Origin of the sequence: Deefgea piscis, assembly GCF_019665785.1 — a bacterium.
Taxonomy (GTDB): Bacteria; Pseudomonadota; Gammaproteobacteria; order Burkholderiales; family Chitinibacteraceae; genus Deefgea.
In genome coordinates, this window is record NZ_CP081149.1 from 1,995,432 (window position 1) to 2,016,743 (window position 21,312).

Sequence of the window (21,312 nt, forward strand, 5' to 3'; positions counted from 1 at the left end):
TGCATTAATATACCCATGCGGGTTATGGATGGAATTCAAAATGTCGAAATCTTTTGACGTTGTGGTGATTGGTGCAGGTCCTGGCGGATATATCGCGGCGATTCGTGCCGCACAGCTGGGCTTTAAGACCGCTTGCGTTGATGAATTTAAAAACAAAGAAGGCAAAGCTTCATTGGGCGGCACGTGCTTAAACGTCGGTTGCATCCCATCGAAAGCATTGCTTGAGTCTTCAGAAAATGTAGAGCGCATCGAGCACAAATTTGCTGCGCACGGCATTACTGTTGAAGGCATGAAGTTTGACGTTGGCACCATGCTGGCGCGTAAAAATGGCATCGTGAGCAAGCTTACGCAAGGTATCGGTTATTTATTCAAAAAGAATAAAGTCGACAGCTTGCATGGTCATGGCAAGATTTTGGGCCGCGTTGGCGACAAATGGCAGCTAGAAGTCAGTGATGCGGGTCAAACTGAAGTGGTTGAAACCACACACATCATCATTGCAACGGGCTCAACCCCACGTCAACTGCCGCAAGCGCCGGTTGATAACGTTTTGATCTTGGATAATGACGGCGCTTTATCGATTCCAGCGGTACCAAAACGCTTGGGCGTGATTGGTGCCGGTGTGATCGGTCTAGAAATGGGCTCGGTGTGGAAACGTTTGGGTTCTGATGTCACGATTTTGGAAGGCGCACCGGGCTTTTTGTTGGCCGCCGACGAAGCGATTGCCAAAGAAGCGCATAAGATTTTCACTAAAGATTTGGGCCTGAAAATCAATACCAGCGTCAAAATCGGTGAAATCAACAAAGGTGCTGACTCAGTAACAGTCAATTATGTTGACGCTGATGGTGCCGCGCATGTAGAAGAATTCGATAAATTAATCGTATCCATTGGTCGCTTGCCAAACACTTGGAATCTAGCCAGTGATGAAGTGGGCTTGCAACTTGATGAGCGCGGTTATGTGATTGTGGATGGCGATTGCCGTACCAGCTTGCCGAATGTTTGGGCCGTGGGCGACGTGGTTCGTGGTCCAATGTTGGCGCACAAAGCATCAGAAGAAGGCGTTGCCGTGGCTGAGCGTATTGCTGGCCAGCATCCACATATTGATTTTAACAATGTGCCTTGGGTGATTTACACCAGTCCAGAAATGGCTTGGGTCGGCAAAACCGAACAAACACTCAAAGCCGAAGGTATCGAATACAAGAAAGGCCAGTTCCCATTTGGCCCGAATGGTCGTGCACTCGGTTTGGGTGAAACGGCTGGTTTTGTAAAAATGCTCGCTTGCGCCAAAACAGATCGTATTTTGGGCGTGCATATCATCGGCCCATTTGCTTCTGAATTGATTACCGAAGCCGTGGTGGCGATGGAATTTAACGCATCAAGTGAAGACATCGCCCGTATCGTTCACGCTCATCCTTCGTTGTCTGAAGCTTTGCATGAAGCGGCGCTGGGTGTTGATAAGCGTGGTTTGCATTCGTAATTGCTGACGCAAAAGGTGGGGTATAGGTGGCTTAACCGCGCCTTGCCTGCTTTTTGTGGCAATACTTAATTTGTTGACGGGTGATTGACGCCCGTCGGTGGTACCTCTGGAGGGTTGTGTTGACCCTCACAATAACACTCTCCTTGAAAAGGATTAATAGAGATGAATCTGCACGAATACCAAGCCAAGGAATTATTGGCTAAGTACGGCTTGCCAGTACAACGCGGCATTTTGGCGACAACCGGCGAAGAAGCGGCTGCGGCGTATGATGCGCTCGGTGGTAAATTTGCGGTGGTTAAAGCGCAAGTTCACGCAGGTGGCCGTGGTAAAGCCGGCGGCGTAAAAGTGGTTAAAAGCCGCGAAGAAGCAGCTGCTGAAGCCACTCGTTTGATCGGTACTAATTTGATCACGTATCAAACTGATGCCGAAGGCCAGCCAGTTCACAGTGTATTGGTGTGCGAAGACATGTACCCAGTAACGCGCGAACTTTATCTTGGCGCTGTGGTAGATCGTGGCTCACAACGCATTGTATTTATGGTTTCAACTGAAGGTGGTGTTGAGATCGAAAAAGTGGCAGAAGAAACGCCAGAAAAAATCATTAAAGTAACCGTTGATCCTTTGGTTGGCATGCAACCGTATCAAGCACGTGAATGTGCATTTGCACTTGGCCTTGAAGGCAAGCAAGTAACACATTTCACCAAAATGATGTTGGGTGCAGCTGAAGCGTTTATCGCTAATGATTTTGCATTGTTCGAAATCAACCCATTGGCACTGCGTGAAAACGGCGAATTGTGCTGCGTGGATGCCAAAATTGGCCTCGATTCAAATGCTTTGTACCGTCACCCAGAGTTGCTAGCTCAACGTGACAAGTCACAAGAAAACGAGCGCGAAGTTAAGGCGTCTGAGTTCGAACTGAACTACGTGGCACTTGAAGGCAATATCGGTTGTATGGTCAACGGCGCTGGTTTGGCGATGGCGACAATGGACATCATCAAACTCAAAGGTGGCCAGCCAGCTAACTTCTTGGACGTTGGTGGCGGCGCAACTAAAGAGCGCGTGATCGAAGCCTTCAAATTGATCTTGGCTGATTCATCAGTGAAAGGCGTTTTGATCAATATCTTCGGTGGTATCGTTCGTTGCGACATGATTGCTGAAGCGATTATCGCTGCGGTAAAAGAAGTTAACGTGACTGTGCCTGTTGTGGTTCGTCTGGAAGGTAATAACGCTGAACTTGGCGCAAAAATCTTGGATGAATCTGGCTTGAAACTCGTTTCAGCCCAAGGCTTGAACGACGCAGCTGAGAAAATCGTTGCTGCTGTTGCAGCCTTGTAATCACCGCACGAATATGTGACGTAACAAAAGTTTTCTAGCTAGGCACCGAATCGCAGACAGTACATCAAGTACGGCAAGATAAGGTAAGGCCGCTAGAGAACTTTTGACTTACTACAAAGGAAAAGACCATGAGCGTTTTGGTTAACAAAGATACAAAAGTGCTGGTGCAAGGTTTCACCGGTAAAAACGGTACTTTCCACGCCGAACAAGCGTTGAAAGTAGGTACAAAAGTTGTTGGTGGTGTTACACCAGGCAAAGGCGGCTCTGAGCACCTTGGCTTGCCAGTGTTTAATACCATGCGTGATGCAGTGGCACAAACTCAAGCTGATACTTCAGTCATCTACGTGCCTGCAGCTTTCGCTAAAGATTCAATTTTAGAAGCGGTGAATGCTGGCGTTAAATTGATCGTATGTATCACTGAAGGCGTGCCAACGATTGACATGCTGTACGTGAAAAAAGCGGTTGATGAAGCGGGCATCCGTCTGATCGGCCCTAACTGCCCAGGTATTATTACTCCGGGCGAGTGCAAGATCGGTATTATGCCGTGGCACATTCACAACCCAGGTCGTATCGGTATCGTTTCACGCTCTGGTACATTGACTTACGAAGCCGTTGCGCAAACGACTGCACTCGGTTTGGGTCAATCTACTTGTATCGGTATCGGTGGCGATCCAATCCCGGGTTTGAGCCACATCGACGCATTGAAGTTGTTCCAAGATGATCCTGATACTGACGCAATCGTAATGATCGGTGAGATCGGTGGTTCTGCTGAAGAAGAAGCGGCTGAATTTGCTAAATCTTACGTGACTAAGCCAGTCGTGGGTTACATCGCTGGTGTGACTGCGCCAAAAGGCAAACGTATGGGCCACGCTGGCGCCATTATCTCTGGCGGTAAGGGAACAGCTGAAGAGAAATTCAAAGCGTTTGAACAAGCGGGTATTGCATACACACGCAGCCCAGCAGAAATCGGTAAAACGATGTTTGAATTGCTAAAATCAAAAGGCATGATTTAAGTTTTAATTTGCCGCGTTGATTTTAAAAGCCACCTTGTAGAAGGTGGCTTTTTTGCATTCTAAGCGGCTGTTGTATGCAATAAGGCCTTTCATTGTTTTTAAATTAGCATTTAATTTGCCGAAAATGACTCGATGCTGACTGTTTATATTACCTGTGCAAGCAAGAGCCAGCCTGCTATTCTTATAACTCTGTTTTGGTTTTTAATTTAAAGGGGCGATTTATGTCTGAAGCAAGTGAATCTGTACTAATTGATGAAACTAAAGATGTACTGCAAGAAACTGCCGATTTGATGAATGAAGCGGCCAATGCCAGTCCTGAAGAATCAAAAAAGATATATGCAAAAATCGCCGCTAATTTATACGATGCAAAACATCGTCTAGTTGAAATTGAAGCGCTCGCAGTAAATAAAGCCAAAGTGGCAGCGCAGCAAACAGATCAATACGTGCATGCGCATCCGTGGCAAGCGGTTGGTGTTGGTGCCGCAGTGGGCTTGTTGATTGGCTTTTTGGCAGCTCGGCGCTAAATGAGTCGGCGCGCATCTTGGCGTGATACGGTGGGCGGCTTAGTGGCTGCCCGTTTTTCATTGTTTGGTCTTGAGTTGCGTGATGAGTTTGATCGACTCGCTCAGATGATTGGTTTTGCGATTGCCGCCGCTTTTTTATTGATTATGGCGCTAACTTTCACAGGTTTGGGCTTGCTATTTGGCTTTTGGGAATATCGGGTTATTATTTGCGCCGCTTTTGGGTCTGTGTTTTTGCTGTGTGGCTTGTTTGCGTACAAACAATTACGCCAATTAATGCACGATTTAATTACCCCGTTTCCATTAACCAGTGAGGAGTTTGCTCAAGACAAAAAGCTCATTGATGCTGCTTTTAATGCTGCAACTTCGATGAAGGAGGAGCATGATGGCCAATCAGCAACGTGAGCTCAAAAAGCAGCAGCTGGTCTTTCGTTCACAGCTGTGTCGCTTGCAGCTTGAAACTCGATTGCTTGAGTCTCGTCGCCCAATGGCGCTGGCAAGCTCACTGTTGGGTAATACGCAATCATTAAGCATGCTCAGTAAGTTGGCGCAAATCTTAGCGAAGGCTCATCCGTCGATGGCGCGACTAGCCAATGGCGTTAAGTTATTTGGCGTCTTGCTGGCTGTAGTGAAGCTATTGCGTAACAAATAAACCAGACTTCATGGGCTTGCGTATAATCATGCGACCCATGGAGTGATATATGTTCAAGTATCTAGAAGATTTTGTCGGCAATACGCCGCTCGTCAAACTGAAGCGTATTCCCGGCGATACCACTAACACGATTTTAGTGAAGCTCGAAGGCAATAATCCGGCTGGCTCGGTTAAAGATCGACCCGCTTTGTCGATGATCCGCCGCGCACAAATGCGCGGAGATATTCAAACTGGCGACACCTTGATTGAAGCCACTAGCGGCAATACCGGTATTGCATTAGCCATGGCTGCCGCAGTGATGGGCTATCGCATGGTGTTATTGCTGCCAAAAAATTCCAGTATTGAGCGAATTCAAACCATGAAAGCCTACGGTGCTGAAGTGATTTTAACCGAAGGCATGGAAGCGGCTCGTGATCAGGCGTTGCAAATGGCGCAAGCGGGGCAGGGTTTGATTTTAGATCAGTTTGCCAATGCGGATAATCCACTGGCGCACTTTGAAAGTACCGGCCCAGAGATTTGGCGCGACACCGCAGGAACAATTACGCATTTTGTTTCCAGTATGGGTACCACTGGCACCATTATGGGAACGCAGCGCTTTTTAAAAGCACAAAACTCGGACATTCAAATTGTTGGTGTGCAGCCTTGTGATGGCGCGCAAATTCCGGGGATTCGCAAATGGACGCCAGAATATGTGCCGACGATTTGTCATTTTGATTTGATTGATCGCTTAATGGAAGTCAATCAAGCCGATGCCGAAGATATGACACGGCGCCTTGCGCGTGAAGAGGGTATTTTTGCTGGCATCTCATCGGGTGGCGCTTTGTGCGCAGCACTGGCTTTGTCGCAAGAAGTCGAAAACGCCGTGATTGTGAGTATTGTTTGTGATCGTGGTGATCGCTACCTGTCTACTGGGGTGTTTCCTGCGTAAGCGATGCCAAGACTTTATTCGATCTTTGGCATACAACTATCAAAGCAGCAAATATTTTGCTTGCTGAATGTTTCAAACTAAGAGAACACAATGACGCCTGTTGATTTACATTGTCATTCCAATATTTCGGATGGCTTATTGCCGCCTGATGAAGTTGTACGCCGTGCCCATTCACGAGGTTGCCAATTATTTGCACTCACCGACCATGATGATGTGCGTGGCTTGCCGTTAGCGCGGCAAACGGCCGATGAGTTGGGTATGCAGTTTGTGAATGGTGTTGAAATCTCAGTCAGCTGGGGTAAGCACACCTTGCATATTGTTGGTTTAGGTTTTGATGAAAATGACCCGACGCTTTTAGCTGGGCTCGCTAGTGTGCGCGCAGGCCGCGCTGAGCGCGCCGAACGCATGGCTCAGGGTTTGGAAAAACTCGGCATGACGGGTGTATTGGAAGGCTCGCAAAAATTTGCCGAAAATCCAGAAATGATTAGCCGTACTCATTTTGCCCGTTTTTTGGTTGAGTCTGGCCGCTGCAAAGACACTAAGTCAGTATTTAAAAAATATTTAGTGCGCGGTAAACCCGGTTATGTCGAGCATGAATGGGCGCGCTTACACGATGCCATTGACTGGATTCGTGGCGCTGGCGGCGTTGCCGTGTTGGCGCATCCAGGGCGCTATGATTTAGGTAATGAAACCTTGCGCGTATTATTAATCGAGTTTCACCGCATGGGTGGCGAGGCGATCGAAGTGGTTTCCGGTACGCATAGCATTGCCGATGCGGCGCGATTTGGCCGTTTGGCTAATGATTTTAATTATCAATGCTCTAGCGGTACCGATTATCACGCCACGGGTGAGGGCTCGAGAGAACCAGGCTTAAATGCCGACCTGCCTTTTGGCTGCACACCTGTGTGGGAGCGTTGGCTAAAACAGCCTTTGCAAGATGTATCTCGCGCTAGCTAACAAGGCTTGTGCTGTATAGCGGTATACCTATTAATAAGTTGGAAGCTCATGTCACAGTTTTTTTCTATTCATGCTGAAAATCCTCAAGCGCGTCTGATTAAACAGGCGGTGGATATTTTACGTAAAGGCGGGATTATTATTTACCCGACCGATTCGTGTTATGCCATGGGCTGCGCTTTAGATAATAAAGATGCGATTGAGCGAATTCGTCGAATTCGCCAGTTGGACGATAAGCATCACTTTACTTTGGCCTGCCGTGATTTGTCGCAACTGGGCAACTATGCGCGAGTGGATAATCAAGCTTTTCGCTTACTCAAGGCGGCGACTCCGGGTAGTTATACCTTTATCTTAATGGCTACCAAAGAAGTGCCGCGCCGCGTTTCGCACCCTAAAAAACTCACGATTGGCTTGCGGGTGCCGGATCATCCGGTGGCTTTGGCCTTATTAGAAGAGCTCGGAGAACCGATGTTGTCGAGCTCTTTATTGTTACCCAATGAAGAATATCCAATGACGGACGCGTGGGAAATTCGCGATCGCTTAGAGCATGAAGTCGATTTGGTGATTGAAGGCGGTTATTGCGGCACGGAACCAACGACGGTGATTGATCTTTCTGGCGATGTGCCAACGCTGATTCGGCAAGGCAAAGGCGATGTGACGCCGTTTGCACTTTAAAACGGAAATAAAGGCGGTTATGGAACTCAATATTATTCAAACAATTGCAATCTGGGCTTTGCCGGTGCTATTTGCAATTACGGCACACGAAGCGGCGCATGCCTATGCGGCTAAGCGTTTGGGTGATCCCACGGCTTTTTTACAAGGCCGAATGACGTTTAATCCCCTTAAACACATCGATCCAATTGGTACGGTGTTATTGCCGTTGTTGTGTGTTTTGCTGCCGGGTGGTTTTTTGTTTGGTTACGCCAAGCCTGTTCCGGTTGATTTTCATGCTTTAAATAATCCCAAGCGTGATATGCGTTGGGTGGCAGCAGCAGGGCCGTTGGCCAATTTAGTCATGGCCTTTATTTGGGCTTTGCTGTTTCGTTTTGCCGCCAGCGGCTTAGAAGGTAGCTCGTTTCAATTGCCATTGGCCTTAATGAGCCAAGCGGGTATTCAAATTAACGTTATTTTAATGGTGCTCAATTTATTGCCGATTCCGCCATTAGATGGTGGCCGGATTATGATTTCTATTTTGCCACCCAATTTAGCACGAACTTTAATGAAAGTTGAGCCTTATGGCTTTTTCATTATCATTGCTTTATTGGTAACTGGTATTTTAGGTTATGTCTTAGTGCCATTAATGACGATGGTAATGCGTTTAATTCAAATTGTTTTGTAGGTGTTGCCAATGCGAGGCATTGTTTTTCCGGTCGTATTGATTGTGATCGGTGCGGGCTGGCTGATGAATTCGCTCGATTATTTTCCTAGCGTGAGCTGGATTATCATTATTGGTTTAATGAGCGCAGGGATTGCGCTGTTGGCGATTGAAGGGGTGAATAAATCCACGATAGTTTTGGGTCCCATGCTGATTGCCGGTGCAATTACTACGTTTTTACGCCAGCAATATCAATTGCCACTTTCAATTCAGTGGCCGATATTGCTCATATTGTGCGGATTTTTAATGCTGCTGGCGCGTTCGCGCTGGATTGCCGCTGCGCCACCTAAACCGTGGGAGCAGCAACCCTTACCGCCGCGTCAACCCGAATGAATGCAGCCGATCTACCTATGACGCCGTTAGCGCATGTATTTGGTGAGCCAGTACATGCGTTTCCAGCTGATTTATATATCCCGCCAGAAGCATTGCGCGTCTTATTGATTGAGTTTGAAGGTCCGCTCGATTTATTGCTTTATCTGATTCGTAAACAAAATATCGACATTCTCAATATTCCAATGTCACAGGTGACCACGCAATACATGGCGTATGTTGAAGCGATGGAGGCGTGTCATATTGAATTAGCGGCGGAATATTTATTAATGGCAGCGATGTTAATTGAGATTAAATCTCGACTCTTGGTGCCCAAGCCCGCAGTCGAAGTTGATTTTATGGACGAAGAAGATCCCCGTGCTGAATTAATGCGCCGTCTATTAGAATATGAACAAATGAAATTAGCCGCGCAAGCATTAGATATTTTGCCACAAGCAGAGCGTGATTTCACTTGGGTGGCGGTTCATGTCGAATCAGAGCGTGCAGCCCTTATGCCTGATGTGAGTTTAATGGATTTAAAGCTCGCCTGGCTGGGTTTAATTGCCCGTAGTAAACAGGTACAGCATCATGTGATTGCGAGTGAGCAATTATCAGTGCGTGCGCAAATGGCGCATATTCTCCGAGTTATCGCCAATGGCCGTTATTATGAATTTAATGAGCTGTTTGATTTGCTGCAGGGCGTGCCATTATTGGTAGTGACTTTTATTGCAATTTTAGAATTGGTCAAAGAGCGATTGATTTCAGTGACGCAATATGCAGTATTAACGCCGGTTTATGTTCAGTTAATTCGAGCAGAATCCGCTGCAACATAAATTCAATACCAAATAAATCGTATAGTCGGTTTATCCTGCATTGTGGCGACATTGTGCGATACGCGATGCACTGCCTGCGACGATGCGCCTTGTTATTAAATTGCATAAATGTCGATGGGAATGCTTTGTGATTCGCGTCGTAATGCAATAAACACCGATTAACGGATGGTTATTCCGCTAAATTTTTATGCGAGTTTTAAATGGATCAAGTTCAAGCAATTAAAATCATTGAAACGGTGTTGTTGACGAGTCAAGAAGCATTGCGTGTTTCGCAAATTAAAAAAATATTTAATGATGAATTGAGTTCCGCGGTTGTTTTGCAATGTTTGCATGAAATAGCGGTGGCTTGGCAAGATCGTGGTATTGAATTATTAGAACTCGCCAATGGTTGGCGTTTTCGCGCTAAACCTGAAATGCAAATTTATTTAAACCAATTAAATCCAGAAAAGCCACCGCGCTATAGCCGTGCCGTCATGGAGACGCTGGCGATTATTGCGTATAAACAACCGATTACTCGCGGTGAAATCGAAGAAATTCGCGGCGTGGTGGTCTCAAGCCAAATTATTCAAACCTTAAAAGAGCGTGGCTGGTTAGAAGTGATTGGGCATAAAGAGGTGCCAGGTCGTCCGGAATTGCTCGCAACCAATGCAACTTTTCTCGCCGATTTAGGCTTAAAAAAACTAAGTGAATTACCGTCCTTTGGCTTGGATGCAGAAGCATTGATTCAACGTGATTGATCGGATTGGTCTTTATTTGGGATCATTTGTGATGCATGCTGGCATCTATGCGGGCATGTCGGTTTAGGACTAGGCGTGTTGGCTGAACATCATTCGTTATAATTTCTATTTTCTGACGTGTAGCTGTTGGTAGTCTGATGAAATTAGCTACATTTTCTAGACATCCTACGTACAAAAAGCTTATGTTGATCAACGTTCCATTTTGATGATCTTCCATTGCCGATGTCGCAATCTAAGCATAAATATTATTTATTGGCGTTAGCCTATCTTTTGGCTGGCCTCATTGATTGCAGTGTCTTACCCAAAGGCACTTGGTTTAGTCCATTAAATTTGCAATTAGGTATTGCCGTGGCCGGCTTATTGCTAATGGGGCCCAAAGCAATACTCTACTGTATTCCGGGCGCAATTTGTTATGGTCTTGAGCTTGCTACGCCGACATTATGGCTTGCTGCCACTGTGGCCTTGCTTAATCTGGCGCAGGCGCTATGTGTTTTTAGTTTGATGCCACTATTTGTATCTGAAGGCGAATTTAAAATTAACGATAGCCATCGTTTATTATTGGCCGGGCCAATTTATAGCAATGTGTTATTTGCTAGTATTTTTATTTCCTTGGTGCAGTTTGTAATTCATCAGCCTTTGTTGCTGCAAAATTGGCTAATGGTTTGGCTAGCTCAATCATTAAGTCTGTTAATTATCATTCCTGGAATATATGCGGTATTGAGCGACAAAGAATTGCTTAATGCCAACTGGATTATTGAATTAACTTTAATCATTACCGTAGTAGCTGCTGGCAGTATTTTATTATTGCAAGGGCATAATGTGTATGCCCTAGAATTTGCCTATTTAATGTTTCCTTTGTTTGTTTGGTCGTCATTGCGCCTCGGGCAAATTGCCAATAGTGCTATTGCCTTAGTCATTTTGCTGGTGGTCAGTAGTCAATATATTGGTGAAACAAATTCTATTGTGCATACCGTCAGGTTGTTATTTTTATTGGCAATCGCGCTGCAAACGTCAATTTTTTTAACTGCTTCTCGCCGTGAAAATCAACGCGCAATTAATGGTGCGCGCTTGGCGGGAAAGATTTTTCAGCATGCCAGCGAAGGTATTTTATTGACCGATGCCAATGCCAAAATTATTGCGATTAATCCAGCATTTGAAAAAATCACTGGCTTTCAATCTCGCGATGCAATTGGCAAAACATCGCGTATTTTTGGCCGCCAGCAAGGGCAGCTTAGTGTATTGCAATCGAATCAATTGGCTAGTTTGCATCAAATTGGTCACTGGGAGGGCGAAGTGCAAGATTGGCGCAAAGGCGGTGGCGCTTATCCGGCCTGGCTTTCTATGAGTGCGGTGCGTGATGAATATAATCAGATTACCAATTATGTGGCGGTTTTTTCTGATTACACCACGCGCAAAGAGTCCGAGCAAAAAATGCGCCATTTGGCGCAGCATGATGCGCTGACCGGCTTACTCAACCGCAGCGGATTACACGAGGCGCTCGGGCAAACTTTAACGCGAGCCAGTACCAAATGCCGCTCTTTTGCATTGTTGTTTATTGATTTGGATCGCTTTAAAACCATTAACGATACTTTGGGCCACGATGTGGGGGATGAATTGCTCAAAGTGGTCGCGCAGCGCTTGCAAGGCAATGTAAAGCAATTTGACACGGTGGCACGCTTGGGGGGCGATGAGTTTACGGTTTTATTGGAAAATGTGATCCATAACGAGCAAATTATTCAGGTTGCCGAGCGTATTTTGTTGGCGCTGGGTGAAGTGTATCAAGTGGGTGAGCATGAGCTCTTTGTGACGGGCTCAATCGGCATTAGTTTATATCCGCATGATGCTGGGCAAGCCGCACAATTAATGAAAAACGCTGACATTGCGATGTATCGCGCCAAAGAAATGGGCAAGAATACGTATCAGTTTTATTCAGTGGATATGAATATAGCGCATCAAATGTCGCATTTAAATTTAGAGAATGCGCTGCGTTTTGCTTTAGAGCGCCAGCAATTGCAATTATGGTATCAGCCTCAGTTTGATTTGAAGAGCGGGCAATTAGCGGGCTTGGAGTGTTTAATTCGCTGGCAGCATCCGCAATTAGGATTGATTTCCCCGCTCGAATTCATACCGCTTGCCGAAGAGAATGGTTTGATCATTCCTATTGGCGATTGGGTACTTAATGAAGCGTGTCAATGCGTGCAGCGCTGGCGGCAGCAAGGGTTTGTGGTGCCGCAAATTGCTGTGAATCTGTCGGTGCGGCAATTTAGGCCCGAGCTTTTACTGACGCAAGTAACGCAAGCGCTGCAAAATAGCGGTCTGCCGGCGCAGGTATTAGAGCTCGAAGTCACTGAAAGCTTGATTATGACGCGGATTAATGAAGCAGTTGCCATTTTGCAGCAGCTTAAACAATTGGGCGTGAAAGTGGCAATTGATGATTTTGGTACCGGTTATTCGTCTTTATCACAACTCAAAAACCTACCGCTAGATACCTTAAAAATCGATCGATCGTTTATTGAAGGCATTCCTGAGCATGCCGACGATGTGGTGATTGCGGAAACTATTGTGATTTTGGCCAAAAAATTGGGTTTGAATGTGGTTGCCGAAGGGGTGGAAACGCAAGCGCAAATGCAGATCTTGCGTGAGATGGGTTGTGCTTGTGCCCAAGGTTATTTTTATAGCAAACCATTATCAGCGCTGGATATGGAAAAAATGCTGATCAGTATGACCCAGCAAGTGAGCGAGGTATATTAATCTAGAGCTTATATGGTTTTGCTTAGCGGGTAATACAGGTGGTAGCGCATGGTTAAAGCGTAACCTACCAGTTTGTGGGACTGCCTTGGCTCATGCCCGTAGCGGGTAAGAGCCAAGGCGGCTCGCGAATACAAAGATAATTATTTTTTTGCCGCTGCTTTGGCGGGCTCATCGCCACGCAGATACGCCGCTTTGATTTCATCGGCAAGCTGTAGCACTGCCGTGGCGTATAAGGTGCTCTTGTTGTAGCGAGTAATCACGTAAAAATTATTAAAGCCTAAAAAGTGCTGGGTGAAACCCGGTTCTGTTTCTAGCGCGTATAGCACCGCCGGTTGCTGGGTGTTGATTTCGGCAATCGGTGCCACGCCTTTGGCGATTAATTCATCCACGGTGTAATGCAGATTAAATTTGTCAGCCAATAATTGGCTTGGATCTTGATTCATATTTACTGCGGTAAAGGTGTCGCCTTGATCCACCCAGCCATGTTGGTTTAGATAATTGGCGACTGAGGCCAGCGCGTCGCCAGGATTATTCCAAATGTCGTGGCGGCCATCGCCATCCCAATCTTGTGCATATTTTCTGAACGATGACGGCATAAATTGCGGCCAGCCCATTGCGCCGGCGTAACTGCCTTTAAATGAAGCGGCATCTTGTTTTTCTGCTTGCGCTAATAAGAAAAACTCAGTCAGTTCTTTTTGAAAATACGCAGCACGGCGTGGGTAATTAAACGCAATGGTACTTAAAGCATCAACAATCCGAAACGAGCCGGTATAGGTGCCGTAATTGGTTTCAGCGCCCAAAATCGCCAACATCACTTCGGGAGCGACTTTGTATTGCTTGGCAATGGCATTAATTAACTCGGCATGATTGCGCCAAAATTTGGCGCCATTATTAATGCGGGTTTTATTGACAAAATTGGCTTGAAACTCATGCCAAGGTCGGCTGGTGGAGGGGCGATCCAAAATCGTAATGATATTATTTTTGGTTTGCGCGTCTTGCAATACTGCCGTGAGGTAATCTTCACTAAAGCCATGCGTGGCGGCGGTTTGGCGAATGTAGTTTTGCACTTCTGGACGGCTAATTAATTCATCATCCGCAAAAGAAGGCGCTGATACCGCGAGGGTCGCCAAGATGGCCAGGGTGATTTTTTTCATGAATAAGGTCAATTTAATGAGACAGCGCGCTTGAAAGTAGCTGTGCTGTAATGTTAACAATGGGAATCACGCGATCATACGCCATTCGAGTCGGGCCAATCACGCCTAAAGTGCCAACGATTTCGCCATCCACGCGATACGGCGCGGCAATCACCGAGCATTCATCCAGTGGCGCGATGCCCGATTCATGGCCGATATAAATTTGAATGCCTTCGGCGCTTTGCCCGAGTTGCATCAGTTTGAGTAGGGTGCTTTTTTGTTCAAAAAGTTCAAATAACTGCCGCATTTGTCGCATATTGCTGCCAAAATCATTCAGCCCTAGCAATTGATGTTCCCCAGCTATCACCATATGGTCGTGGCTTAAATCCTGCCCCATTTGCATGGCGGCATTCATCAGTTCGAGTAATTCTCGCTTAACTTGGCCTAAATCTTGTTGCAACACTTGCATTAAATGGCTAATGGTTTTGCCGGCGCAATGGCGATTTAAAAAGTGCGCCGCGTCATTAAGTTCATTGATACCTAAAATGCGCTCGGTTTGCACGATGCGATTTTGCACCTCACCATCTTGCGTTACCAAAATCAGCAACACACGTTTATCCGACAGTGGCAAAAATTCAATTTGTTTGAGCAGTACTTCGCTACGGCGAGGGGGCGTTACCACGCCAGCAAAATGCGTAAGCTGTGATAAGAGCTGCGAAGCCGCAGCAATGCTGTGTTGCGGATGATCGTTGGGCAATTCAGTGCTGAGTAACTCAGGCAAGGCAGCATGGGCGACACTGTTCTGCGTGGTGAGTAGTCGATCGACAAACAGGCGGTAGCCTTGCGCGGTGGGAATGCGCCCCGCCGAGGTGTGTGGGCTGGCAATCAAGCCGAGGTTTTCGAGGTCGGCCATCACATTGCGTATTGTGGCCGAGCTGACATCAAGGCCAGAATATTGCGACAACGCTTTTGAGCCAACAGGATGGCCGTCGGCGATATAGCGTTCAACCAGCGTCTTTAAAAGGATGTGGGATCGATCATTGAGCATCATAGCGCTGGATTTTAACCTGTCTGGCGTGTTATTAATGCGTTATGTGATTTTTTTCACGAACAAAACCCAAACTATTGGTGTAAAACCACACGTCATGCATAGCTTATTTAAAACCATCGCCCTTGTTGGCCGCTTAAATACCCCCGCACTTGGGGATCCGATTGCTCGTTTGGCCGCCATGCTAGAAGGCGGCGGCATTAAAGTATTGGTCGAGCAAGAGATTGCCCAAGAGCATGGGATTATTGAATACCAAAAAGTATCACGCGATCATATCGGCAAACTGGCTGATTTGGTTGTGGTGTTAGGGGGGGACGGTACCATGTTGTCGGTGGCGCGCTTATTGGCTCCCTATCGCATACCCTTGGTGGGGATTAATCAAGGCCGCCTAGGCTTTATGACCGATATTCCATTGCATGAAATGGAAACCACCGTTAGCAATATGATTGCCGGGCAGTTTGTTCCCGAAGAGCGCATTTTGCTAGAAACGACGATTTTGCGCGATGGCCAGCCCATTAGCACCTCTTTAGCGTTTAATGATGTGGTATTTAGCCGCGGCTCAATTGGTTCGATGATTGAATTCGAGATTTTTGTCGACAACCAATTTGTGTATAGTCAACGCTCCGACGGTCTGGTGGTATCGACGCCAACCGGTTCTACGGCGTATGCACTGGCTTCCGGTGGGCCGATTTTACATCCCTCACTACCCGCCATTACCTTGGTGCCGATTTGCCCGCAATCTTTATCTAATCGCCCGATTGTGGTGTCAGATAATGCTCAAGTGGCGTTTTTATTGACGCGCGGGCAGGGCGCGCGCGTGCATTTTGATAATCAATCGGATTTTGAATTGCATGAAATGGATCGCGTCATGATTCGTCGCTACACCAATTCACTGCGTATTTTGCATCCACATGGTTATAGCTATTACGATATGCTGCGCGCCAAATTGCGTTGGGGTGAAAAGCTGCTGTAAGGCTATGCTTTGCAACGTCTTGCTGAGTTTGCATCATGGATTACACATTTGCGCGTAAATAATGGCGTAAAGCGCTAACAATTCAATATCCGTCGTCGCGATTCGAGTACGACTCTGGCGGATTTTCGTGCTTTACCGGTGAGTTTTAATGGCCAGCACTCGCCATTTTTATAGAACGAATGTACACTTTGATCTTGTTCTGAGCTTTTAACTTAGGTGAGACCATGCTGGCTGCGCTGCATTTACGTGATTTTGTCATTGTTCGTGAACTGGATTTAGATTTTCAAGCCGGCTTGACCGTACTCACCGGTGAAACCGGCGCCGGTAAATCCATTTTGATTGACGCGCTGGGTTTATTGCTTGGCGATCGCTCTGATGCTGGCGTTGTGCGCCACGGTGCTGAACGCGCTGAATTGTCGGCTGAATTTATGTGTGAAGCCTTAAGCGGCGTCACCGCATGGTTGATTGAACAAGGTTTAAGCGAAGACTGCGCACCGTTGATTATTCGCCGCGTTATTGATGCCAATGGCAAATCCAGATCATTTATCAATGGCAGCCCTGTGACACTGAGTCAGCTTAAAGGCATCGGTGAGTTCTTGGTCGACATCCACGGCCAACACGCCCACCAATCTTTATTGCGCCATGACGCGCAGCGTGATTTGCTCGATGCTTACGCTGGCACCACCCAAGTCGCGCGTGATACCGCCAAAAAATATCAAATTTGGCATACGCTAGCGCAGCAACTTAACGATGCCGAACAAAATGCCGAGCGCTTTGAAACCGAGCGCGAGCGCTTACAATGGCAAATTGACGAAGTCGCGGCGCTGAATATGCAAGACGGTGAATGGCCTGAATTGCAGCTCGATCACAAGCGTTTGCACCATGCGGCAGGCTTAATCGATGGTGTGCAAGAAGGGCTGATTGCATTGAGCGACGGTGATGACAATTGCCAAAGCTGGCTCGCGACAGCAGCGCACCGTCTAAGCCAATTGGCCGATTTTGATCCGTCGATTAACGATACTTTAGAGTTAATTGCTGGCGCCGAAGCGCAATTGGCCGAATCGGTGAGTGCTTTGCGCCTATATGCCGACCGACTGGAGCTCGATCCTGAACGCTTAAGCGAAGTTGAAAGTCGCTTGGACGCGATTTATAAAATGGGCCGTAAATATCGTATCGACCCGTCGCAACTATTGCCGCAATTACAAGAATGGCAAGCGCGCTTGGCAGAATTGGGCGGTGCCGAAGGGTTAGACGCACTGCGAAAACAAGTGTTAGCGGCAGAAAGTGGCTATCGCAAATTGGCCACGTCTTTAAGTAAATCTCGCGTTAGCGCCGCCAAAAAACTCTCTGAACTCGTGACCGAACAAATGCAAGTGCTCGCCTTGTCGGGTAGCCGCTGTGAAGTGGTTTTGCAGCCTTTAGCCCATCCTGCAGCTTACGGCTTGGAGCAAGTTGAATTGCAAGTGGCCAATCACCCCGCATCGCCACTGCGCGCGATGGCCAAAGTCGCCTCGGGTGGCGAGTTGTCGCGCATTAGTTTGGCCTTGCAAGTGGTGACCAGCCAAGTAGCGAATGTGCCGACGCTGATTTTTGACGAGGTGGACGTTGGTATTGGCGGCCGGGTGGCTGAGATTGTCGGTCGATTATTGTCTGAATTAGGCCAGTCGCGGCAAGTGTTGTGTATTACGCATTTGCCGCAAGTGGCAGCGTGCGGCGTGCAGCATTTGCAAGTGGCCAAGCAGCAAGGTAAAGAGGGCGTCGTGAGCTCAATTGAATTATTAAGCCACGAGGCCAGAATCGAAGAGATAGCGCGCATGTTGGGTGGTTTAGACATTACCGAAACCACGCGCCAGCATGCTGCTGAGATGTTGGCTTAGAGTATTGCTTTGTACGCAGTGCTGGTGATTGCTTGTAGCGGTATACCCAACGAAGGATTTGGATTTGAGTCACACCGATTTAGATTTTATGCAGGCGGCGTTACAAGAGGCCGAGCTGGCGTTTGCTTTGGGCGAGGTGCCAGTCGGCGCTGTCGTAGTCTATCGCGGGGAGATCATCGGCCGTGGGCATAATCAACCCATCCATCGTCACGACCCGAGTGCGCATGCCGAGATGCTGGCAATTCGCCAAGCTGCGCAGCATCTGGGCAATTACCGCCTACCCGAGTGTGAGCTGTTTATTACGCTTGAGCCGTGTTTAATGTGTAGTGGCGTTATTTTGCAATCGCGCATCGCGCGCGTGGTGTATGCACTCGCCGAGCCTAAAACTGGGGCAGCCGGTAGTGTGTGTAATCCCTATTTAGAGCCTCGTTTAAATCAGCATACGCGGATTGAACAAGGCGCAGGTGGCGAAGCGGCAAAGCAGCTATTACAAGCTTTCTTTAGCCAAAAACGGCTTGTACCAACACCCAAAAAAGCATTAACGCTGGCCGGCCTAGCAAATTTTCGTGATCTGGGTGGCATGAAAACCAGCGATGGGCGGGTGGTGAGATCTGTTCGCTTGTTTCGATCGGACCAACTGATTGGGCTGCAAGATCAAGCAGCATTTGCCGCGCTGCAGATTAAAACCATCTGGGATTTTCGCTCTGCCGCCGAAGTGGCGCGCTATCCCGATCCCAAATGGCCGCAAATTAACGTCTTAACGGGCGACGTGTTGGCCGAATCTTTACAACAATCGACCCTGCATTTAGATGCCTTATTGGCCGATCCTCAGCAATTGGACTTGCATCTAGGCAATGGGCAGGCGGCCATATTGATGGCCGGCCTATATCGCGATATGGTCAATAATGCACACGCTCAACAAGTCATGAGGCAGTGGCTGAGCTCACTTTGCGATGAACAGCAATATCCGGTGTTGTTTCATTGTACTGCAGGCAAAGATCGCACCGGTTGGGCTGCGGTTTTATTGTTGACGATTTTAGGCGTGCCGCACGAGCGGATTTTGCGCGACTATTTGGCGAGTAATGCCAATGTGTTGCGTAAATACCAGCCTATGATTGCGCGCTGCGTCGCTAATGGCGCTGATGTGGCCATTTTGAATGCAATCTTTGGGGTGGAAGCGACTTATCTAAAGGCCGCACTGCATGAAGTCAAAAAAATATCCGGCACGCTACCGCGCTATATTGAGCATGTCTTGGGCATCAATCAGCAGCAGCAAGCCGCAATACGCTCACATCTACTCGATTAAATTCTCTTCGCCTACCTTACGAAAACCTTTGAGCTGTTAAAGTCAATTTTTCTGGCTGGTATTCATTGTCTGCGCGCCATACTGAATCAGTATTGATTCTTATGTTGAGGAGCAAATGATGAAACGTTTATGGTTTATTTCGGCTTTAGCGCTCAGCTTTCCGGTATGGGCGGATCGTTTGGATGACAGCGCGCAGCAAACCAATCAACTGAGCCAGCAACAAGATTCAAAACAAGTTGCGGATGCCATGGCCAGTACCTACGCCACACTAGCAGGATCAAAAAGAAATGCCGCCCAACTGGCTGAAGCGCTGAGAGAAGGCCGCTCGACTACGTTGATTGCAGACAATGGTAGTCGTACAACGATTGTTGGTACTGGGCAAAGTATGGGCTGGGGCAATGTGAATGTCACGCTGGCTTTGGCTAGTGCGATGATGCAAAAAAACAGTAATCTCACATTATCGCAGGCGCTGAGCTCAGTGTCGTCAATGCGTACTTCAGGTATGGGTTGGGGCGCAATTTCAAATCGATTAGGGCTTAATTTAGGCTCTGTGGTGTCTAAAAGTCATGAATCGCAACATGCGCTGCATCAGCTTAATGAGCACCACTCGCGTGAAGGTGTCGAAATTGAACATGGCCGCGCGTTGCCAGAACAACAAGAGAGCCATCGCTCAGGCAATAAACCATCAGACCGATCTGGCGAGCTAGGGGATGATTCAGCAGGGAGAAGTCGCGCTGATCAAAGTCGTAGTGGCGAACATCAATCGACAGGCCATCAATCAAGTCATTCTAATTCCTCATCAAAAGGCTCGTCCGGCTCCGGTGAAAGTGGTAGCGGAGGAAGTAGCGGAGGTAGTAGTGGCGGTAGTGGTGGCGGTAGTGGTGGCGGTAGTGGTGGTAGTGGTAGTGGTAGTGGTGGTGGTGGTGGTGGTGGAAGTAGTGGCGGAAGTAGTGGTGGAAATAGCGGCGGCAGTGGCGGCGGCAAAAGCGGTGGTGGCGGCAAAGGGGGTGAAGGTGGCGGTCATAAATAATACGACCATGTCTTTGTCACTTAAACAGTCTAACGATGCAATGCTGCATCGTACTGTCAATCCTGGTCGCTAGCGACGCCTTGATGTTAATCGTATTGGGTATACAGCTCTAAGCGTTAACAACAATAACTTAGAGCTGTATACAGTATAATTTATTTATAAATTGGATTAAATAAATCACTTAAGCCTTGCCCCGGTGAGGCTTGGCGCATAAAGGCCTCACCCACCAAATAAGTATGTACCGCATGATCATGCATAAGTTGCACATCACCGGGCGCATGAATACCACTTTCACAGACGGCGATTCGGTTGCCACCAGCATCAATAATCCGTGGCAATAAGTCGATCGTCGTTTGTAAGCTGACTTCAAACGTACGCAAGTTGCGGTTATTCACGCCGACTAATGGCGTGGTTAATTGCAACGCCGCATCAAGCTCTTTGCCGTTATGTACCTCAACCAAGACCGCCATACCTAGGCTATGCGCTAGCGCTTCAAAATCGCGCATTTGCGCTAAATCGAGCTCGGCGGCAATCAGTAAAATACAATCGGCGCCCCAAGCGCGCGCTTCAAAAAACTGATACTCGTCGACCATAAAGTCTTTACGCAGCGCTGGTAAAGCGCAGGCCGCGCGCGCGGCTTTTAGGTAATCAGCGTGGCCTTGAAAATATTGCACATCGGTCAGTACCGACAAACACGCCGCACCATGGGCCGCATAATCGGCGGCAATCTCTGCCGGCACAAACGGATCGCGCATCACGCCTTTGCTTGGGCTGGCCTTTTTGATCTCCGCAATCACCCCCGCTTTGCCTGCCGCGTGTTTGGCACGAATCGCCGCAACAAAATCACGGTGCTCTTGATTGGCTTCCGCCTGCGCACGGATTTCGGCGAGCGGAAGGTGTTTTTTAGCCGCAGCGACTTCTTCAAACTTCGTCGCCCAGATTTTTTTTAGGATGTCGGACATGGCTTCACTCGTAGGGCGGGTTAGCCACAGGCGTAACCCGCCAATATTTAAATTTTTAAGGTGGTGGCTTACGCCGAAAAGCGGCTAACCCACCCTACGTCAAG

General features: G+C 47.7%; 21 protein-coding genes. 18 read left to right on the top strand and 3 right to left on the bottom strand.

Translation table 11 applies throughout. From position 1 onward, the window contains the following. Window positions 1–40: 40 nt before the first annotated feature. The 14 genes from lpdA to K4H25_RS09340 all read left to right on the top strand — a co-directional run bounded on the left by lpdA (window position 41) and on the right by K4H25_RS09340 (window position 12,879). Window positions 41–1,474, top strand: coding sequence for a dihydrolipoyl dehydrogenase (lpdA, locus tag K4H25_RS09275; protein WP_221020258.1), 1,434 nt, complete (start codon window positions 41–43; stop codon window positions 1,472–1,474). Between the two features lie 162 nt (window positions 1,475–1,636). Continuing rightward, entirely contained in the window at window positions 1,637–2,806 is a 1,170-nt protein-coding gene (gene sucC, locus K4H25_RS09280; protein WP_173534085.1) for an ADP-forming succinate--CoA ligase subunit beta, read from the top strand. A 128-nt stretch (window positions 2,807–2,934) separates the two neighbouring features. Further along, window positions 2,935–3,819 (top strand): succinate--CoA ligase subunit alpha, encoded by an 885-nt coding sequence (gene sucD / locus K4H25_RS09285; protein WP_173534086.1) that lies wholly within the window; start codon window positions 2,935–2,937, stop codon window positions 3,817–3,819. Between the two features lie 221 nt (window positions 3,820–4,040). After that, window positions 4,041–4,343, top strand: a complete 303-nt coding sequence (locus K4H25_RS09290) for an ElaB/YgaM/YqjD family protein (RefSeq protein WP_221020259.1) — start codon at window positions 4,041–4,043, stop codon at window positions 4,341–4,343. Next, complete coding sequence (locus K4H25_RS09295) at window positions 4,344–4,745, top strand: phage holin family protein (RefSeq protein WP_221020260.1); 402 nt, start codon at window positions 4,344–4,346, stop codon at window positions 4,743–4,745. It abuts the gene before it with no gap. After that, complete coding sequence (locus tag K4H25_RS09300; RefSeq protein ID WP_221020261.1) at window positions 4,723–4,992, top strand: hypothetical protein; 270 nt, start codon at window positions 4,723–4,725, stop codon at window positions 4,990–4,992. Before K4H25_RS09295 ends, K4H25_RS09300 begins: the two co-directional genes overlap by 23 nt. A 49-nt stretch (window positions 4,993–5,041) precedes the next feature. Then, window positions 5,042–5,920 carry a cysteine synthase CysM gene (gene cysM, locus K4H25_RS09305; protein WP_221020262.1) on the top strand — a complete coding sequence of 293 codons (879 nt, stop codon included), beginning with the start codon at window positions 5,042–5,044 and terminating at the stop codon, window positions 5,918–5,920. 90 nt (window positions 5,921–6,010) lie between these two features. Beyond that, window positions 6,011–6,877 (top strand): 3',5'-nucleoside bisphosphate phosphatase, encoded by an 867-nt coding sequence (locus tag K4H25_RS09310; RefSeq protein WP_221020263.1) that lies wholly within the window; start codon window positions 6,011–6,013, stop codon window positions 6,875–6,877. Window positions 6,878–6,925: 48 nt separating this feature from the next. After that, window positions 6,926–7,549 carry an L-threonylcarbamoyladenylate synthase gene (locus tag K4H25_RS09315; RefSeq protein WP_221020264.1) on the top strand — a complete coding sequence of 208 codons (624 nt, stop codon included), beginning with the start codon at window positions 6,926–6,928 and terminating at the stop codon, window positions 7,547–7,549. Window positions 7,550–7,568: 19 nt separating this feature from the next. Continuing rightward, window positions 7,569–8,213 (top strand): site-2 protease family protein, encoded by a 645-nt coding sequence (locus K4H25_RS09320; RefSeq protein WP_221020265.1) that lies wholly within the window; start codon window positions 7,569–7,571, stop codon window positions 8,211–8,213. Window positions 8,214–8,222: 9 nt separating this feature from the next. Continuing rightward, window positions 8,223–8,582 carry a hypothetical protein gene (locus tag K4H25_RS09325; protein ID WP_221020266.1) on the top strand — a complete coding sequence of 120 codons (360 nt, stop codon included), beginning with the start codon at window positions 8,223–8,225 and terminating at the stop codon, window positions 8,580–8,582. Continuing rightward, window positions 8,579–9,391 (top strand): segregation and condensation protein A, encoded by an 813-nt coding sequence (locus K4H25_RS09330; RefSeq protein WP_221020267.1) that lies wholly within the window; start codon window positions 8,579–8,581, stop codon window positions 9,389–9,391. Before K4H25_RS09325 ends, K4H25_RS09330 begins: the two co-directional genes overlap by 4 nt. A gap of 200 nt (window positions 9,392–9,591) precedes the next feature. Next, on the top strand, window positions 9,592–10,128 hold the full coding sequence (gene scpB, locus K4H25_RS09335) for an SMC-Scp complex subunit ScpB (RefSeq protein WP_221020268.1): 537 nt from the start codon (window positions 9,592–9,594) through the stop codon (window positions 10,126–10,128). 222 nt (window positions 10,129–10,350) lie between these two features. Further along, window positions 10,351–12,879 (top strand): bifunctional diguanylate cyclase/phosphodiesterase, encoded by a 2,529-nt coding sequence (locus tag K4H25_RS09340; RefSeq protein ID WP_221020269.1) that lies wholly within the window; start codon window positions 10,351–10,353, stop codon window positions 12,877–12,879. A gap of 140 nt (window positions 12,880–13,019) precedes the next feature. Here the strand turns inward: K4H25_RS09340 and mltB are convergent, their stop codons facing one another. Continuing rightward, on the bottom strand, window positions 13,020–14,033 hold the full coding sequence (mltB, locus tag K4H25_RS09345; RefSeq protein ID WP_221020270.1) for a lytic murein transglycosylase B: 1,014 nt from the start codon (window positions 14,031–14,033) through the stop codon (window positions 13,020–13,022). A 13-nt stretch (window positions 14,034–14,046) separates the two neighbouring features. Beyond that, the gene (hrcA, locus tag K4H25_RS09350) at window positions 14,047–15,063 is read right to left on the bottom strand and encodes a heat-inducible transcriptional repressor HrcA (protein ID WP_308443204.1); all 1,017 of its coding nucleotides are present in this window, start codon (window positions 15,061–15,063) and stop codon (window positions 14,047–14,049) included. A 94-nt stretch (window positions 15,064–15,157) separates the two neighbouring features. On the opposite strand from hrcA, the gene K4H25_RS09355 reads away from it, so the two are divergent. From K4H25_RS09355 to K4H25_RS09370, 4 genes are all read left to right on the top strand, one after another. Further along, on the top strand, window positions 15,158–16,033 hold the full coding sequence (locus tag K4H25_RS09355) for an NAD kinase (RefSeq protein WP_221022914.1): 876 nt from the start codon (window positions 15,158–15,160) through the stop codon (window positions 16,031–16,033). 224 nt (window positions 16,034–16,257) lie between these two features. Beyond that, on the top strand, window positions 16,258–17,910 hold the full coding sequence (gene recN, locus K4H25_RS09360; RefSeq protein WP_221020271.1) for a DNA repair protein RecN: 1,653 nt from the start codon (window positions 16,258–16,260) through the stop codon (window positions 17,908–17,910). 64 nt (window positions 17,911–17,974) lie between these two features. Then, complete coding sequence (gene tadA / locus K4H25_RS09365; RefSeq protein ID WP_221020272.1) at window positions 17,975–19,216, top strand: tRNA adenosine(34) deaminase TadA; 1,242 nt, start codon at window positions 17,975–17,977, stop codon at window positions 19,214–19,216. Window positions 19,217–19,331: 115 nt separating this feature from the next. Next, complete coding sequence (locus K4H25_RS09370) at window positions 19,332–20,246, top strand: hypothetical protein (protein ID WP_221020273.1); 915 nt, start codon at window positions 19,332–19,334, stop codon at window positions 20,244–20,246. Between the two features lie 152 nt (window positions 20,247–20,398). Here the strand turns inward: K4H25_RS09370 and trpC are convergent, their stop codons facing one another. Then, window positions 20,399–21,208, bottom strand: coding sequence for an indole-3-glycerol phosphate synthase TrpC (gene trpC / locus K4H25_RS09375; protein WP_221020274.1), 810 nt, complete (start codon window positions 21,206–21,208; stop codon window positions 20,399–20,401). Window positions 21,209–21,312: the final 104 nt, after the last annotated feature.